The organism is Bifidobacterium pluvialisilvae (genome assembly GCF_019331695.1).
Classification (GTDB): Bacteria; Actinomycetota; Actinomycetes; order Actinomycetales; family Bifidobacteriaceae; genus Galliscardovia; species Galliscardovia pluvialisilvae.
On record NZ_JAHBBI010000016.1, the window covers coordinates 24,660 to 41,345 of the forward strand.

Genomic DNA, 16,686 nt, shown 5'->3' on the forward strand with positions numbered 1-16,686 from the left:
ATGATTCGCTTTGGGAATATCGCCGAAAAGACACTGTTCCGTATACCCATTGTCGTCCGGCGACGTTGCCGAAGGCGGATTTGCGAATGAATGGAGGATGAACAGAAGGTTACGTTTTGGTGTGTATTGTCGGGGGTGCCGAAAATATGTCTTTTGAAAGGCGTTGTTTTACAAGGAAACGACAACGTCAATCATTATACGGGGGTATGACGATGTTGTTTGAGATTAATGGGGGAGCGTGGGGTGAAACGTGACGGGACGTGTGATGGTCGGCGGCTGTTTTTGGTGACGGACTCCCCTCAGTCGGCTTCGCCGACAGCTCCCCTCAACGAGGGGAGCCAGAAAAACGACTGAAGTGAAATAACGTGTGTGGCCGCAAGGCGTGGGGAACGAAGGCGTACTGCGTACGTCGAGTTCCCCACAACGCAGCGGACACTCCGTTATTTCACTTCAGGGCTTTGGCGCCGATGTCGTGGCGATAGAACAACCCCTCCGTGTCGAGCGAGTCGATGATCGCGTAGACCTTGTCCTGTGCGGCCTGGAGGGTGTCGGCGGTGGTTTCGACGAGGAGGACGCGGCCGGAGTTGGCGATGAGCTGGTCGCCGTTGGCGCCGGTGGTGGTGACGCCGGCGTAGTAGACGTGGGAGTCGTCGTCGACGGCGATGTCGGGAACCTTGGCGCCTTTGATGACGTTGGTGGGGTAGCCGTTGGAGGCGAGGACGACGCCGAGGGTGGCGCGCTGGTCGTCCCAGGTGAAGGTGGGGGTTTCGCCGTTGAGGATGGCCCAGATGCCGGCGCCGAGGTCGGAGGTGAGCTTGGGGAGGACGACTTCGGTTTCGGGGTCGCCGAAGCGGGCGTTGAATTCGATGACCTTGGGGCCGTCGGCGGTGGCGATGAGGCCGGCGTAGAGGATGCCGGTGAAGGGGGTGCCTTCGTCGACCATGGCCTTGGTGACGGGCCTGACGATGGTGTCGATGGCCTGGTCGACGACGGACTGGGCGATCTGGGGGACGGGGCTGTAGGCGCCCATGCCGCCGGTGTTGGGGCCTTCGTCGTTGTCGTGGGCGCGCTTGTGGTCCTGGGAGATGGGCATGGTCCAGAATTCGTCGCCGCGGACGAAGCTCATGAGGGAGAATTCCTGGCCTTCGAGGAATTCCTCGATGACGACGGAGGCTCCGGCGGCGCCGAAGCGGTGGTCGATGAAGATTTCGTCGAGGGCTTCGATGGCTTCGTCTTCGGTCATGGCGACGGTGACGCCCTTGCCGGCGGCGAGTCCGTCGGCCTTGATGACGATGGGGGCGCCGTGCTCCTTGACGTATTTGACGGCGGGGTCGAGGCTTTCGAAGGTGGCGTAGGCGGCGGTGGGCACGTCGTGACGCTGCATGAGTTCCTTGGCGAAGGTCTTGGAGCCTTCGATCTGGGCGGCCTTCTTGTTGGGGCCGAACGCCTTGACGCCGGCGGCTTCGTAATCGTCGACGAGTCCTTCGATGAGGGGGACTTCGGGGCCGATGAACACCCAGTCGATGTCGTTCTGTACGGCGAAGTCGATGAGGGCGGCGTGGTTCTCCTCGTTGAGCTGGACGATGCGGATGCCGTCGGCGATCATGCCGGGGTTGCCGGGGGCGACGTACACCTCGTCGACGCTGTCGCCTTTGAGGAGGGTGTGCGCGATGGTGTGTTCGCGGGCGCCGGAGCCGATGACCAGTACTTTCTGACCCATGTTGTCAGGTCCTTTCAATCAGTTCGTGAGTGCGTATTGCCGTATTGTGCGTGGATCAGTCGTGGAGCGTGATCTGGCCGCCGTCGGTGGATTCGACGATGGAGCCGAGCACGTAGGCGGGCTCGTCGTGCTCCTTGAGGATGGCGAGCGCTTCGTCGGCGCGGTCCTTGGCGACGGCGAGCACCATGCCGATGCCCATGTTGAAGATGTTGTACATCTCCTTATGGTCGATGTCGCCGGCCTTTTCGAGCACGTCGAAGATGGGCAGGACGGGCCAGGTGCCGAGCTTGATGTCGGCGGCGAGGCCGTCGGGGATCATGCGCGGGATGTTTTCGATGAAGCCGCCGCCGGTGATGTGGGCGACGCCTTTGACGACGCTGGCCGCGAACAGGGGCTTGAGGGTCTTGACGTAGATCTTGGTGGGGGTGAGGAGCACGTCGCCGAGCTTGGCGCCGCCGAGTTCGGGCAGTTCGGTGTCGACGGTGTAGCCGGCCTGGTCGAACAGGGCGCGGCGTACGAGGGAGAAGCCGTTGGAGTGCACGCCGGAGCTGGGCAGACCGATGAGCACGTCGCCGGCGGTGATGGTGGAGCCGTCGACGACGGCGGACTTTTCGGCTACGCCGACGGTGAAGCCGGCGAGATCGTATTCGTCTTCGTCGTACATGCCGGGCATTTCGGCGGTTTCGCCGCCGATGAGGCCGGCTTCGGCCTGGACGCAGCCGTCGGCCACGCCGGCGACGACCTGTTCGAGGAGGGCGGGGTCGTTCTTGCCGCAGGCGATGTAGTCGAGGAAGAAGAGCGGTTGACCGCCTTGGGCGGCGATGTCGTTGACGCACATGGCCACGCAGTCGATGCCGATGGTGTCGTGCTTGTTCGCCATCTTGGCGACGACGAGCTTGGTGCCGACGCCGTCGGTGCCGGAGATCAGCACCGGCTCCTTGTAGCCGAGCGAGGCGAGGTCGAACAGGCCTCCGAAGCCGCCGATGCCGCCGACGACGCCGGGACGGTTGGTGCGGGCGACGTGGGACTTGATGCGCTTGACGACCTCGTATCCGGCCTCGACGCTGACTCCTGCCTTCTCATACGCTTCGGGCATGATGATCCTTTCCTGATGTCTTACGGGTGGTTGTGTCCGTGTTCGTTCGTGTGGTTGCCGGGGAAGCCGCCGTGGGGCGGCGCGCCCGGATGCCTACGCTTTCACGCTGGCGTATTCGTTGCCCTGGTATTGGCTGCCGTGCGCCGCGAATTCGGGGAGGCGCTTGCGGTCCTCGGGGGTGAGGGACTTGAGGAAGTCCTGCTCGTAGTCGTCCAGCGTGGTCGGGTAGTCGCCGTTGAAGTAGGCGACGCACAGGCCGCCGTACGGGGCGTCCTCGTGCAAGCCGATGCATTCGACGAGGCCGTCGAGCGAGAGGAAGGCGAGGGAGTCGGCGCCGATGTATTCGCGGATCTCCTCCACACTTTTCTTGCCGGCGATGAGCTCCTTGGTGGTGGAGATGTCGATGCCGTAGAAGCACGGGTATTTGAGCGGCGGGGAGCTGATGCGCATGTGCACTTCGGCGGCGCCGGCCTCCTTGAGCAGCTGCACGATGCGCTTGGAGGTGGTGCCGCGCACGATGGAGTCGTCGATGACGACGACGCGCTTGCCCTTGACGACGCCGCGCACGGCGGAGAGCTTCATGCGCACGCCCTGCTCGCGCAGCTCCTGCGTGGGCTGGATGAAGGTTCGCGCCACGTACTGGTTCTTGATGAGGCCCATCTCGTTGGGCAGGCCGGCCTCCTCGGCGTAGCCGGAGGCGGCGGAGAGGGAGGAGTTCGGCACGCCGATGACCATGTCGGCGTCCACCGGGGACTCCTGGGCGAGCCGTGCGCCCATGCGCTTGCGGGCGGAGTGCACGTTGACGCCGTAGATGTTGGAGTCGGGGCGGGCGAAGTAGATGAACTCCATGGAGCAGATGGACAGCTGCGTGTGGTCGGTGTACGTGTCGATGGTGTAGCCGTCGTCGTTGACGACGACGATCTCACCGGGACGGATGTCGCACACGAGGTCGGCGCCGACGATGTCGAGCGCGCAGGTCTCGGAGGCGAGCACGTAGGCGCCGTTCTTCATGCGGCCGAGGGAGAGCGGACGGAAGCCGTTCGGGTCGAGCGCGCCGATCATGGCGTCCTCGGTCATGAGCAGGTAGGCGAAGCCGCCGTGCACCTTGCGCAGCGACTCCTTGAGCTTGTCCATGAAGGTGGGCTGGTCGGAGCGGCGGATGAGGTGCATGAGCACTTCGGTGTCGGAGTTGGAGTGGAAGATCGCTCCCTCGTCCTCGAGGTTGCGGCGCAGCGTGCGGCAGTTGGTGAGGTTGCCGTTGTGGCACAGGGCCATGTCGCCGTCGTGGAAGCGGAAGATGAACGGCTGGATGTTGTCGGTGGAGCCGGAGCCGGCCGTGGCGTAGCGTACGTGGCCGATGGCCTTGTCGCCGGCGAGCCGGGTGATCTCGCGTTCGTCGCCGAACACTTGCGTGAGTAGGCCCAGGCCGCGGTGGCCGATGAGATGGCCGTCATCGTTCGAGACGATGCCGGCGCCCTCCTGACCGCGGTGCTGCAGGGCGTGAAGACCGAAATAGGTGAGACGTGCCGCATCCGGATGACCCCAGACGCCGAAGACGCCACATTCCTCGTGAATTTCTTCCAGTTCGGCGGACAAGCCACTCGCTCCTTCATATAGAGTTAACGCAGGATTCAATCGTTCCCACGTTACCAACCGCGCACTACAACCGATGCCGCGCCGTGGCGGGCCGACGGGCGGGGAATCCGATGCGGTGGCGCATCCGGTTTCGGGTCGTCGAAGGGGTCGTCGGAATTTGCTCGGGCGTGATATAGAACATTTGTTCTATGGTATGATGGTGGTTATTCGAACATTTGTTTCATGCGATGTCTTGTTTCGCAGGATGTCGGTGTGAATCGCGGTTCTGGTGAAGGTCGCGGCTTCGGTGAAGGAGGTGAGTGCGGTGTCGTGGAACGGTGTCGGTGTCAGTGGAGGCGTTGATGGCGGCGTTGAGATCGGCGCTGGTGGTTCGCGCCGGCGCACTTATATCGCCATCGATCTGAAGTCGTTCTATGCGTCGGCGGAGTGTGCGGAACGCGGGCTCGACCCTTTGGATACGCATCTGGTGGTGGCGGACACCAGCCGGACGGAGAAGACCATCTGTCTCGCGGTGTCGCCGTCGCTCAAGGCGTATGGCATCCCCGGGCGGGCGCGGCTGTTCGAGGTCGTGCGCAAGGTGCGGCAGATCAATGCCGAACGCCGGCTGCGCGCGCCGGGGCGACGGCTGACGGGGGAGTCGTGTCTGGCGTCCGAGCTGGCGGCCGACCCGCGTCTCGCGTTGACCTATATCGCGGCGAAGCCTCGCATGGCCCTGTACCTCGAACGCAGCGCGCAGATATACGGCATCTATCTCAAATACGCCGCCGCCGAGGACATCCACGTCTACTCCGTCGACGAGGTGTTCATGGACGTCACGCGGTATCTGCGGGCCGGCGGCATGACGGCGCACCGGCTGGCCATGACCATCGTCCGGGACATCCTCGCGAACACGGGCATCACCGCCACGGCCGGCATCGGCACGAACATGTATCTCGCCAAGGTGGCCATGGACATCGTCGCCAAGCACATGCCGGCCGACCGTGACGGCGTGCGCGTCGCCGAACTCGACGAGATGTCGTACCGCAGGCTGCTGTGGGGGCACCGTCCGCTCACCGACTTCTGGCGGGTCGGGCGGGGCTATGCGAGAAGACTCGAGGCCCACGGGCTGAACACCATGGGCGACATCGCACGATGCTCACTCGGCGGGCCGGCCGATTTCCACAACGAGGACCTGCTGTACCGCCTGTTCGGCGTGAACGCGGAACCGCTCATCGACCACGCATGGGGCTGGGAGCCATGCACCATCGCCGACATCAAGGCATACCGGCCGTCATCCAACAGCATGAGCTCCGGGCAGGTGTTGCACGAGCCGTACGACTTCGCGCACGCGCGCGTCATCGTCAAGGAGATGGCCGACCAGCTGGCGTTGGACATGGTCGACAGGAACGTACGGACCGACTGCGTGTCGCTCATGGTCGGCTACGACATCGAGAACCTCGGCGACCGGAAGGGCGACTGCGGCATGGGGAACGCCCCCCGGACCGACGCCGCGCACTATACGGGCGCCGTCGCCACCGACCATTACGGACGGAAGATCCCGAAAGCCGCGCATGGCACGGAGACCCTGGCATCGTACACGTCATCAGCCCGACGCATCGTCAACGCGGCCACGAGGATATACGACCGCGTCGTCGACCCCGCCCTGACCATACGGCGCATCACCATCGTCGCCGCACGATTGAAGACCGTGGGGGAGGCGGCGTCCCACGACCATTACGAACAGCCGGACCTGTTCACCGACGTGGAGGCGGCGGAACGACGACGCCGTGAGACGGCGACGGGGGAGCGACGCGAACACGACGTGCAGCAGACCCTGCTGGACATCAAGCACCGGTTCGGCAGGAACGCCGTCATCAAAGGCATGAACCTCGAGGAAGGAGCCACAGGCATCGAACGCAACAACCAGATCGGAGGCCACGCCGCATGACACTTACCCCGACCCACCGCTACGACGACATCATCGAACTGCCGCATCACGTGTCCTACACCCGGCCACGCATGTCCGCACACAACCGCGCCGCCCAGTTCATGCCGTTCGCCGCACTCAACGGTTACGACGCCATCATCATGGAAACCGCGCGACAGACCCAACGACGCGTGGAACTCGACGTCGACGCCCGGCAATCACTGGACGAACGGCTCCGACGCATCGCCGGTCATGAGCAGGACCATCCACGCATTGCCGTCACGTTCTTCATGCCCGACCCACGCAAGGACGGCGGCGTCTACGTCACCGTCACCGACGAACTCCGACGCATCGACCAAGCCCATCGCCTCCTCAGACTCGGCAACGGCCAGACCGTCCCCCTGGGCGACATCATCGACATCCGGGAAACCGCAGACGCGGACGGAGCCGATGGCAATGCCGCCGGCGACGACACAGCCGGTGGCGACGTGGCCGGTGGCGACGTGGCGGACGGCATGATGCACGATGCGCGGCCGATGATAACGCGCGATAGGCAACGGCTATGACCACGATGCGCGCGACGGCGACGGCCCGTGACGGAAGAACGGTATATTCGGCCATGATCGCACCGTCAGGAGAAACCATCACCATGCCCGCCACTGATTCCGCAGTACAACGCCATTCATGCCCGGTGCCGTTCGCACCCATCGCCGAATCCATACCGCCCAACGTGTTCGCCGTCATGGACCAAAAAGTCGCACGGGCCGTCGCCGGGGGAGCGGACGTCATCGACCTCGCCAAAGGCAACCCCGACGCCTACCCGGCCGCGTTCATCCGCGACGCCGCCAAACAGGCCGTCGACGACCCCGCCAACGCGCGATACACCCCATTCGACGGCAAGCCGGCATACCTCGAAGCCGCCGCCGACTGGTACCGGAATGTGCACGACGTCACGCTCGACTGGCCCACACAACTGTTCGCCGTCGAAGGCGCGGTCGACGGTCTCGCCGGACTCTACGCCATCCTCGCCGACCGTGGCGACGCCGTCGCATTCGTGGACCCCTACTATCCCTCCTACCATTGCATGGCCGTCATGCATGGCGCCGAGGAGATACTGCTGCCAGCGCTCGCCGACCGCGGCTTCCTGCCCGACCTCGACGCCGTGCCGGCGGAGACATGGGACCGTATGACGATGCTCGTGCTCAACTATCCCAACAACCCCACCGGCGCACAGGCTTCGCCGGAATTCCTGAAGCGCGCCGTCGAACTGGCGCACGAGCACCGGTTCGTCATCGTGCACGACTACGCCTACACGGGCCTCGGCGTCGGCGGGCCGGACGCGCAGCAGCACAGCATCCTCGAAATCCCCGGCGCGTTCGACGTGGCCGTGGAGGTGTGCTCGCTGTCGAAGATGTACGCCATGGCCGGCTGGCGCGCAGGATTCGTCGCGGGGAACGAGACCGTGGTCTCACGGCTCAAGCTCTACCACTATCAGATGGGTTCCATGATTACCGGCAGCATCCAGGACGCCGGCATCGTGGCACTGCGGTCTGACCAGTCATGCGTTACGGAACTCGCCGAACGCTACGCCGCACGCCGCCGCATCGTGGCGGAAGGCCTACGCGAGGCCGGATTCGACGTGTTCGACTCCGCCGGCGGCATCTACGTATGGGCGCGCGTACCGCAATCGGCCGGCTGGACGGGGGAGAGCCTCGCCGATCATCTGCTCGACCACGCCTCCGTGGCCGTGCTCCCCGGCACCTGCTTCGGCCGCGTCGGCCGCGACTACGTGCGGCTGAGCCTGCTCAAATCCGAGTCCGAACTCGCCGAAGCCGTCCGCCGCATTCAAAACGCACTGCGTGAGATGTGAAATCCGCGGGTTTACTCGCGCAATTTGTCGTAAAACGTGCCTGAATTCGACGCTTTGCGCGAGTAAACCGCGAACTTCTACCGTTTTTTGAACAGTCCGCTGAGCTTGGTGAGCACACGTTCGGCGGTGTCGTCGGCCTGCTCGCGGGCCGACCTGCGGGTCCGTTCCATGGACGCGCTCATGGAACGGAACGTCTTGTCGAGCTCCGCGGCGCCGTCACCGATGCTCTCATCGAACTCGTTCAGGGCCCTCCGCCCTTCGTCCTGCACATCACGCATGCCTTGCACACCGGCGTTCAGCATGCGCAGCCGCGCATCGTCACCGTCTTCGGCATGCCGACGTCCATCGTCCATGATTGCCTCCCCGATCCATCTGATTCCGATGGTATTGCCACGTCGCAACAATCGACACTCGTGGTCATATCGTCCGGCATGCTATCGTCAAAAAAGCCAAACACGTCGTCGTCATTGGTCATCAAAGATGACGGAGCAATGGGATTGACCGCATGTAATGTATTTGGCGAAACGTACAATAAATGGGTGTCTGGATGCTGGTCGATTGTCGACAGCATCCGGGGGAACAGGGAGATCGTCCATGAATATATTCGATAGTGTCGGTTCCGCGGCCAAAGGTGCGATCGATGGTGTATGGAAGACGGTGAAAAACACCGCCGATGAAGTCGGCAAGGCGGCCGACCAGGTCGGGAAACAGGCAGCGAAGGTCAGGGATGATGCCACGGATGCGGTGAAGAGCATTTCCTCGCAGGTCGAAATGCCATCCTTGACGGAAGAACAGATGTCCGACGTGCTGGACAAATGCTACGACGCTGCATTGCACGGAATCCCGAAGGTCAGCAAAAGCAGTGACGCCTTGGCTCAGGAATATCTGGACCGATATGGTTCTCCTGAGAAAGCGGCCAAGGCGTTCATCGCCAATCAGATAGCCAAATGTTCCGTCTCCGGCTTTGTCACCGGGTTTGGTGGATTCCTTACGATGCCCGTCACCATACCGGCCAATATCAGTAGCGTCATCTATGTACAGATGCGCATGATCGCGGCACTTGCCTACATGGGTGGTTACGATACCCGCGAGGATGAGGTGCAGACGCTGGCATATTTGTGCCTGGTGGGCACGTCTATCACGGACATTGTCAAGAAAACCGGTGTGGAAGTGGCGAATAAAGTCACCATGGCGATGTTGAAGAAGCTTCCTGGGGCGGTTCTGATCGCCATCAACAAAAAAGTCGGCTTCAGGCTGCTGACCAAGTTCGGCTCCAAAGGGGCGGTCAATCTGGTGAAGGTCGTACCGGTGGCCGGGGCATTGGTGGGGGCCGGCATGGACTTCGCCGGCACGAAGGTGATTGCGGACAAGGCGTATAACGCTTTTCTGCTGAACAACATCGACTGACCGCCTAACCGACGTTTGATATTTGTGATGGCGGCCCATTTATCGGTCGCCTCTGGACGCGCGCTTGCGGTCTACATGATTAAATATGCGTTCACAACGGGGTTTGTGGGTCTATGACATACATGAGGACCGTAACAAGGGCTTCCTTGTGTATGCCATAGACCCACTTATCATTTTTCGCGATTGGATAGACCCACAAACTCATGATGCAGGAGTGCAGGGGCATCGCGTAACGGATGCGTCGGCGAGGCAACCATTGCAATGACAAGGCGGGGTGCATGGCCGTATAAGCCGGCATGCACCCCGCCTTGTTCTGGACATATTCGTCGGAACCGGGCAGGTTCGCTGAAATCGAGAGATTCGTCAGGACCAGCGGGTTTGCCGGCCCTGACAAAAGGAATCGGAATCGGCGTCAGGCGGTGAAGTACTCGACGCCGGCCTCGAAGATCGGCTGGTACTTGTCGCCGGGCACGTTCACGTAGAGGCCCTTGCCGCTACGCTCCGAATGGCCCATCTTGCCGAACACGCGGCCGTCGGGGCTGGTGATGCCCTCGATGGCGAGCAGCGAGCCGTTCGGGTTGACGTTGAGGTCCATGCTCGGCACGCCGTCCTCGCCCACGTACTGCGTGGCGATCTGGCCGTTGGCCTTGAGCTGCTCCAGCACCTCGTCGGAAGCCACGAAACGGCCCTCGCCGTGGGAGATGGCGACCGTGTGCACGTCGCCGACGTTGGTCTTCGCCAGCCACGGGGAGAGGTTCGAGGCCACGCGGGTGCGGATCAGGCGGCTCTGGTGGCGGCCGATGGTGTTGAACGTCAGCGTCGGGCATTCGTCGGTCATCGGCACGATGTCGCCGAACGGCACCAGACCCAGCTTGATGAGCGCCTGGAAGCCGTTGCAGATGCCGAGCATCAGGCCGTCGCGGTTCTTGAGCAGGTCGCGTACCGCCTCGGTGACGGCCGGGGCGCGGAAGAACGCGGTGATGAACTTGGCGGAGCCGTCCGGCTCGTCGCCGCCGGAGAAGCCGCCGGGGATCATCACGATCTGGCTGCGATGGATCTCGTCGACCAGCGCCTGCGTGGACTCGGCCACGGCCTCGGGCGTGAGGTTGTTGACGATCAGCGTGGTGGCGTCGGCGCCGGCGCGCTCGAACGCGGCGGCCGTGTCGTACTCGCAGTTGTTGCCGGGGAACACGGGGATGACCACATGCGGCTTGGCAACGGGGGAACCCGTGTACACGGTCTTCTTCGGCGCAGTGAAGCTCACGGTCTCGACCGCTTCGCCCTTGCCGCGGTAGGGGAACACATCCTCGATGCCGTGCTCCCAGGCCTCCTGCACGTCGGCCAGGTCGAGCGTCTCGCCGCAGGCCGCGAACTCGTAGGCCTCGGTGGTCTCGCCGATCTTGCCCATGCACACCAGGTTGGAGACGGCGGGCAGCTTGCCCTGGTCGGCCAGCTCCACGATGAAGCTGCCGTACGCGGGGACGAACAGGTCGTCGAGGGCGATGGCGTCGTCGAGCTTCACGCCGATGCGGTTGCCCAGTGTGTCCTTGAACAGGGTCTCGGCCGTGCAGCCGTAGCCCGGCGTGGAGACGGCGGCCACCTGACCGTCGTCGACGAGGTTCTCGATGACCGACAGCACCTCGATGAGGCTCTCCGGCTCCGGGGTGAGGCCATCGGCCTTGTAGCGCGGCGCGATGCGGACCACGTCGTGGCCGGCCTTCTTGAACTCAGGGGAGGTGGCGCGGTCCATCGGGCCCACAGCCACGGCGAAGCTCACCAGCGTGGGTGGCACGTCGAGGTCCTCGAAGCTGCCGGACATGGAGTCCTTGCCGCCGATGGCGCCGACACCGAGGTCGACCTGCGCCATGAGCGCGCCGAGCACGGCCGCAAGCGGCTTGCCCCAGCGCTTCGGATCGTCACGCAGCTTCTCGAAGTACTCCTGGAACGTCAGGTAGGCGTCCTCGCGGCGGAAGCCGGCGGCCACCAGCTTGGAGATGGATTCGACCACCGACAGATAGGCGCCGGTGAACTGGTTCTTCTCCATGATGTACGGGTTGAAGCCCCAGGCCATCGCGGAGGCGGTGGTGGTCTCGCCGAACACCGGGAACTTCGCGACCATGGCCTCGGACGGGGTCAGCTGCTCCTTGCCGCCGAACGGCATGAGCACGGTGGCCGCGCCTATGGTGGAGTCGAAGCGTTCGGACAGGCCCTTGTTGGAGGCCACGTTGATGTCGGTGACGAGGTCGTGCATGCGCTCGGCCAGCGTGGCGCCCTTCCACGGGGTCTCGTACGTGCCGCCCTGCTCCACGTGCGCGTCCATGAACTTCGGTGCGCCGTTGGAGTTGAGGAAGGCGCGGCTCAGGCTCACGATGGTGTCGCCATTCCACGTCATGACCATGCGCGGGTCCTCGGTGACGGTCGCGATGACCGTGGCCTCGAGGTTCTCCTCGCGGGCGTAGCCGAGGAACTCCTCGACGTCGTCGGCGGCCACGTCCACGGCCATGCGCTCCTGCGATTCGGAAATGGCCAGTTCGGTGCCGTCAAGGCCCTCGTACTTCTTGGTGACCTTGTCGAGATCGATGGTCAGGCCGTCGGCGATCTCGCCGGTGGCCACGGAGACGCCGCCCGCGCCGAAGTCGTTGCAGCGCTTGATGAGACGGCAGGCGTCGCCGCGGCGGAACAGGCGCTGCAGCTTGCGTTCGATCGGGGCGTTGCCCTTCTGCACCTCGGCGCCGCACTCCTCAAGGGAGTCGACCTCGAGCTGCTTGGAGGAGCCGGTGGCGCCGCCGATGCCGTCACGGCCGGTGCGGCCGCCCAGCAGGATGATCTTGTCGCCGGGGGCCGGGGTCTCGCGGCGCACATGGTCGGCCGGGGTGGCGCCCACCACGGCGCCGATCTCCATGCGCTTGGCCACGTAGCCCGGATGGTACAGCTCGTCGACCTGGCCGGTGGCTAGACCGATCTGGTTGCCGTAGGAGCTGTAGCCGGCGGCCGCGGTGGTCACGAGCTTGCGCTGCGGCAGCTTGCCCTCAAGCGTCTCGGAGACCGGCGCGGTCGGATCGGCGGCGCCGGTGACGCGCATGGCCTGATACACGTAGGAACGGCCCGACAGGGGGTCGCGGATGCAGCCGCCGATGCAGGTGGCCGCGCCACCGAACGGCTCGATCTCGGTGGGGTGGTTGTGCGTCTCGTTCTTGAACAGGAACAGCCAGTCCTCGTCCTCGCCGTTCACGTCCACCTTCACCTTCACGGTGCAGGCGTTGATCTCCTCGGACTCGTCAAGGTTCCTCAGCACGCCGTGCGCCTTGAGGTACTTGGCGCCGATCGTGCCCATGTCCATGAGGCACAGCGGCTTCTCGTCGCGGCCGAGCTCATGGCGGATGGCGAGGTACTTGTCGAACGCGGCCCTGACCACGTCGTCGTCGATCGTCACGTTGGTCAGCTGCGTGCCGAACGTGGTGTGGCGGCAGTGGTCCGACCAGTACGTGTCGATGACCTTGATTTCGGTGATCGTCGGGTTGCGCTTCTCGCCGGCGAAGTATTCCTGGCACACCTTGATGTCGGCGAGGTCCATGGCCAGTCCACGGTCCTCGATGAACTTGGCGAGGCCGGCGTCGTCGAGGTCGAGGAAGCCGTCGATGACCTCCACCTTGCCCGGCGTGGCGACCTCCATCTTCAGGGTGTCGCGGGTGGCGAGCGAGGCCTCGCGGGCCTCCACCGGGTTGATGACGTAATGCTTGATGGCGGCGATGTCGTCATCGGAGAGCGCGCCCTCGAGCACGTACACCTTGGCGCTGCGCACGTCCGGACGCTCGCCCTGGCTGATCAGCTGGATGCATTCGCTCGCCGAGTCGGCGCGCTGGTCGAACTGGCCGGGCAGGAACTCCACGGCGAACACGGCGGCGTCGCCGGTCTCGGGAAGCTCGTCGGTGGCCACGTCGGTCTGCGGCTCACTGAACACGGTGGGCACACACTGGCGGAACAGGTCCTCGCCGATGCCCTCCACGTCGTAGCGGTTGATGATGCGCAGGCCCTTCAGCGCCTCGACGCCGAGGATGGTGCGCAGCTCGTTCTCCAGCTGCCGCGCCTCCACGTCGAAGCCGGGCTTCTTCTCAACATAGATGCGAAAAACCACTGCGGTTTTCCTTTCCTGAATTCGTATGGCTCCCCTTCAGACCTTGAGAAGGGGAGCCATATCACTGACGGCTACTTGACTTCGATGCCTTCGGACTTGGCCAGCTCGGCCAGGCGGGACTCGATCTCCTCGTAGGCGGGGATGATCGAACCGAGGTTGCGGCGGAACAGATCCTTGTCGAGGTGCTCGACCTTGCCGGAATGGTCCTTCTGGTCCCACAGACGGCAGGAGTCCGGGGTGATCTCGTCGGCCAGCAGCAGCTTGCCGTCGTCGGTGCGGCCCATCTCGATCTTGAAGTCCACGAGCTTGACGTCGATCTTCGCGAAGATCTCGATGAGGGCCTCGTTAATGCGGCGGGCCAGCGGCGCGATCTCGGCGAGGTCCTCGCGGGTGCACACGCCGAGGGCCACCAGGTCGTCGTCGTTGACGAACGGATCGTGCAGATCGTCGTTCTTGAGGAAGTACTCGAGCACCGGCTCCTTGAGCGGCAGTCCCTCCTCGACGCCGAGACGCGAGCAGAAGTGGCCGGCGGCCGTGTTGCGCAGCACGATCTCCAGCGGGAACATGTTCACCTTGCGCACCAGCTGGGCGGTGTCGTTCACGCGTTCGATGAGATGGCTGTCGATGCCACGCTTCTTGAGCAGGTCGAAGATGATGGTGGTGATGAGGTTGTTCAGACGCCCCTTGCCGGTGAAGTCCTCCTTCTTCTCGCCGTCGCCGGCCGTTGCCGTGTTCTTGTACTCGACCCAGAAGACCTCCGGATCATCGGTTGCGTACAGCTGCTTGGCCTTGCCCTCGTAGAGCTTTTCCAGTTTCTCCATCATTACCTTTCTCACAACGTGATTTCACAGCGTTATCGGAGTGGAAATTCGGGGTGAATAATCGAGCTTAGGATATCAAGCGCCAACTACAAACACAACGCGCCCGGACGCATGGAAACGTCCGGGCGCGGCGTCACACCGACGATGGATCCGACCATGGGATATCCATGCCGGACATCGCGGCGGAGGTCGTCTTCCGTCAGTCGTGTTCCGTCACCGTGACCGCAAGGCGTTCGGCGACGTCGGCCGCCTTGCGACGGGCCTCGTCCCCGGTGGCGGCGGACGCCAGGGCGACGGCCATGCGGCGATGGCCGTCCACGCCCGGCTTGCCGAAAATGCGCACGTCCGTGTCGGGCTCGGCAAGCGCCTCGGCGAGATGGCTGAACGACACCGCGCCCTTGCCGGAGACGACGATCGCATGGCTGGCGGAGACCATGGACGCGTCCCGCAATGCGACCGACCGCTCGGATACCGGGACGCCGAGCACGGCGCGCGCATGCAGCGCGAATTCGCTGAGATGCTGCGAGATCATCGTGACCATGCCCGTGTCGTGCGGGCGGGGGGAGACCTCGTTGAACAGCACGCGGCCGTCCTTGAGCACGAACAGCTCCACGCCATACACGCCCCAGCCGGTCTCGCCGTTGGCGTGGGCGAGGTCCACCAGGCCGGAGACCATGGTCGTGGCGATCTTGGAGGCCTGACAACGCACGTCGTCCGTGATGTCCGCGCACTGCCACGACTCGCGGTAGTCGCCGTCCTCCTGACGCTGGCCGATCGGCTCGCAGGTGACGATGCCGGACGACGAGCTCACCGTCAGCACCGTCAGCTCGTAGTCCATCGGCACGAACGCCTCGATGACCACGCGGCTGACCGTATGCTCCTTGGCCGTGCGCCCCTCGTTCTGCGCGATATCCCAAGCGTGCGCCACATCATCGGCGCCACGCATCACCGACTGGCCGTGGCCGGAGGAGCTCATCACCGGCTTGACCACGCACGGGAACCCCACGGCGGCCGCGCCCTCGGCCAGCTCCGCCTCGGATTCGGCGAAGCGGTACGGCGACGTAGGCAGGCCAAGGGTTTCGGCCGCCAGACGGCGCAGGCGCTCGCGGTCCATGCAGATCTGCGCGATCTGGCAGCTCGGCACCACCTGCACGCCGGCCTCGGAGGCCTTCGACAGCTCGGCGGTGGCGATGGCCTCCACCTCGGGGATGATGATGTCGGGGCGGACGTCGGCGATCAGCGCGTTGAGCTCGTCGGCTTTGGCCATGTCGAGCACGCGGGATTCGTTCGCCACATACTGGGCCGGGGCGCCCTCATAGGAGTCCGCGGCGCAGACCCACACGCCCAGACGCATGAGCTCGATGGCGATCTCCTTGCCCAGTTCGCCGGAGCCGAGCAGCAGCGCGCAGGTGCGCGACGGGCCCCGGAGGTCACCGAGCGGGCGGTCCGGGACGGCGGGGGAGTCGGAAGGGGCAGGGGAGTCGGGATGAATGACTGCGGGATTCTCAGACTTGCTCATGCCCTTCATTGTGGCATCAACGCTACCCGTCATGATTGGGCCCGTGGCGTCCGTGGTGCCTGTGGTGGCGAGAACGCCTGTGTGGTCTGGCGTCCGGCGTCGCCGTCGGTGCATGATGACGGTTGCGACACGCCGAAGTGACAAGCGTGGAAAATCGTGTATAGTATTCACCTGTTGCGCTCATTCAGTTCGCTGAGTGAAGACGACATGGTGGCTATAGCTCAGTTGGTAGAGCATCTGATTGTGGTTCAGAAGGTCGCGTGTTCGAGCCACGTTAGCCACCCCGAAGTCAAGGGCTTCTCCACGCGGAGAAGCCCTTTTTCGTTATGTTTGACCTGGCCGATCCAAGGCCGGCGTGTGCCAATGTCGGCGTCCGCCAATCCGGCACCGGAGGCCGGCGTGTGCCGTCCGGTATCCAAAGGTCGGGTCTGCTGGACCAGTGCCCGAGGCCGGGTTATAGGTTTATAGGCCCAAATGTGTGTCTATTTTGGGGCTAAGGGTCAAAACGTGGGTCTTATTCGCGCGTGTTGTTGGCGTGTTGGTAGGTTAGTGTGAGCGTCCGGCCCAGCCGGTTCTGATGCCGAACCCGCTTTCGTAGGCGTCGACGCCGGTGGCG

The 16,686-nt window shown here is 64.1% G+C and carries 11 protein-coding genes and 1 tRNA gene; 5 read left to right on the forward strand and 7 right to left on the reverse strand.

Features of this window, described 5'->3' with window-relative positions; genetic code table 11:
- Nucleotides 1-445 precede the first annotated feature (445 nt).
- From purD to purF, 3 genes are all read right to left on the reverse strand, one after another.
- Nucleotides 446-1,720 carry a phosphoribosylamine--glycine ligase gene (purD, locus tag KIH77_RS10080; protein ID WP_219101495.1) on the reverse strand — a complete coding sequence of 425 codons (1,275 nt, stop codon included), beginning with the start codon at nucleotides 1,718-1,720 and terminating at the stop codon, nucleotides 446-448.
- Between the two features lie 55 nt (nucleotides 1,721-1,775).
- Nucleotides 1,776-2,816: a phosphoribosylformylglycinamidine cyclo-ligase gene (gene purM, locus KIH77_RS10085; protein WP_219101497.1), complete on the reverse strand. Its 1,041-nt coding sequence runs from the start codon at nucleotides 2,814-2,816 to the stop codon at nucleotides 1,776-1,778.
- Between the two features lie 93 nt (nucleotides 2,817-2,909).
- Nucleotides 2,910-4,412, reverse strand: coding sequence for an amidophosphoribosyltransferase (purF, locus tag KIH77_RS10090; protein WP_219101500.1), 1,503 nt, complete (start codon nucleotides 4,410-4,412; stop codon nucleotides 2,910-2,912).
- 355 nt (nucleotides 4,413-4,767) lie between these two features.
- On the opposite strand from purF, the gene KIH77_RS10095 reads away from it, so the two are divergent.
- From KIH77_RS10095 to KIH77_RS10105, 3 genes are all read left to right on the forward strand, one after another.
- Nucleotides 4,768-6,339 carry a Y-family DNA polymerase gene (locus KIH77_RS10095; protein WP_219101520.1) on the forward strand — a complete coding sequence of 524 codons (1,572 nt, stop codon included), beginning with the start codon at nucleotides 4,768-4,770 and terminating at the stop codon, nucleotides 6,337-6,339.
- Complete coding sequence (locus KIH77_RS10100; protein ID WP_219101524.1) at nucleotides 6,336-6,884, forward strand: hypothetical protein; 549 nt, start codon at nucleotides 6,336-6,338, stop codon at nucleotides 6,882-6,884. Before KIH77_RS10095 ends, KIH77_RS10100 begins: the two co-directional genes overlap by 4 nt.
- Nucleotides 6,885-6,967: 83 nt before the next feature.
- Nucleotides 6,968-8,188: a pyridoxal phosphate-dependent aminotransferase gene (locus tag KIH77_RS10105; protein ID WP_219101522.1), complete on the forward strand. Its 1,221-nt coding sequence runs from the start codon at nucleotides 6,968-6,970 to the stop codon at nucleotides 8,186-8,188.
- Between the two features lie 77 nt (nucleotides 8,189-8,265).
- Here the strand turns inward: KIH77_RS10105 and KIH77_RS10110 are convergent, their stop codons facing one another.
- Complete coding sequence (locus KIH77_RS10110) at nucleotides 8,266-8,541, reverse strand: hypothetical protein (RefSeq protein ID WP_219101502.1); 276 nt, start codon at nucleotides 8,539-8,541, stop codon at nucleotides 8,266-8,268.
- 241 nt (nucleotides 8,542-8,782) lie between these two features.
- Between KIH77_RS10110 and KIH77_RS10115 the strand changes: the two genes are divergently transcribed.
- Nucleotides 8,783-9,595, forward strand: a complete 813-nt coding sequence (locus KIH77_RS10115; RefSeq protein ID WP_219101504.1) for an EcsC family protein — start codon at nucleotides 8,783-8,785, stop codon at nucleotides 9,593-9,595.
- Between the two features lie 412 nt (nucleotides 9,596-10,007).
- Here KIH77_RS10115 and KIH77_RS10120 read toward each other — a convergent pair whose 3' ends face one another.
- The 3 genes from KIH77_RS10120 to purT all read right to left on the reverse strand — a co-directional run bounded on the left by KIH77_RS10120 (nucleotide 10,008) and on the right by purT (nucleotide 16,070).
- Entirely contained in the window at nucleotides 10,008-13,730 is a 3,723-nt protein-coding gene (locus KIH77_RS10120) for a phosphoribosylformylglycinamidine synthase (RefSeq protein WP_219101506.1), read from the reverse strand.
- 71 nt (nucleotides 13,731-13,801) lie between these two features.
- Nucleotides 13,802-14,551, reverse strand: a complete 750-nt coding sequence (gene purC / locus KIH77_RS10125) for a phosphoribosylaminoimidazolesuccinocarboxamide synthase (RefSeq protein ID WP_219101508.1) — start codon at nucleotides 14,549-14,551, stop codon at nucleotides 13,802-13,804.
- A gap of 199 nt (nucleotides 14,552-14,750) precedes the next feature.
- Nucleotides 14,751-16,070: a formate-dependent phosphoribosylglycinamide formyltransferase gene (gene purT / locus KIH77_RS10130; protein WP_219101510.1), complete on the reverse strand. Its 1,320-nt coding sequence runs from the start codon at nucleotides 16,068-16,070 to the stop codon at nucleotides 14,751-14,753.
- Nucleotides 16,071-16,280: 210 nt separating this feature from the next.
- On the opposite strand from purT, the gene KIH77_RS10135 reads away from it, so the two are divergent.
- Nucleotides 16,281-16,353: transfer RNA gene (locus KIH77_RS10135), tRNA-His, on the forward strand.
- Nucleotides 16,354-16,686 lie beyond the last annotated feature (333 nt).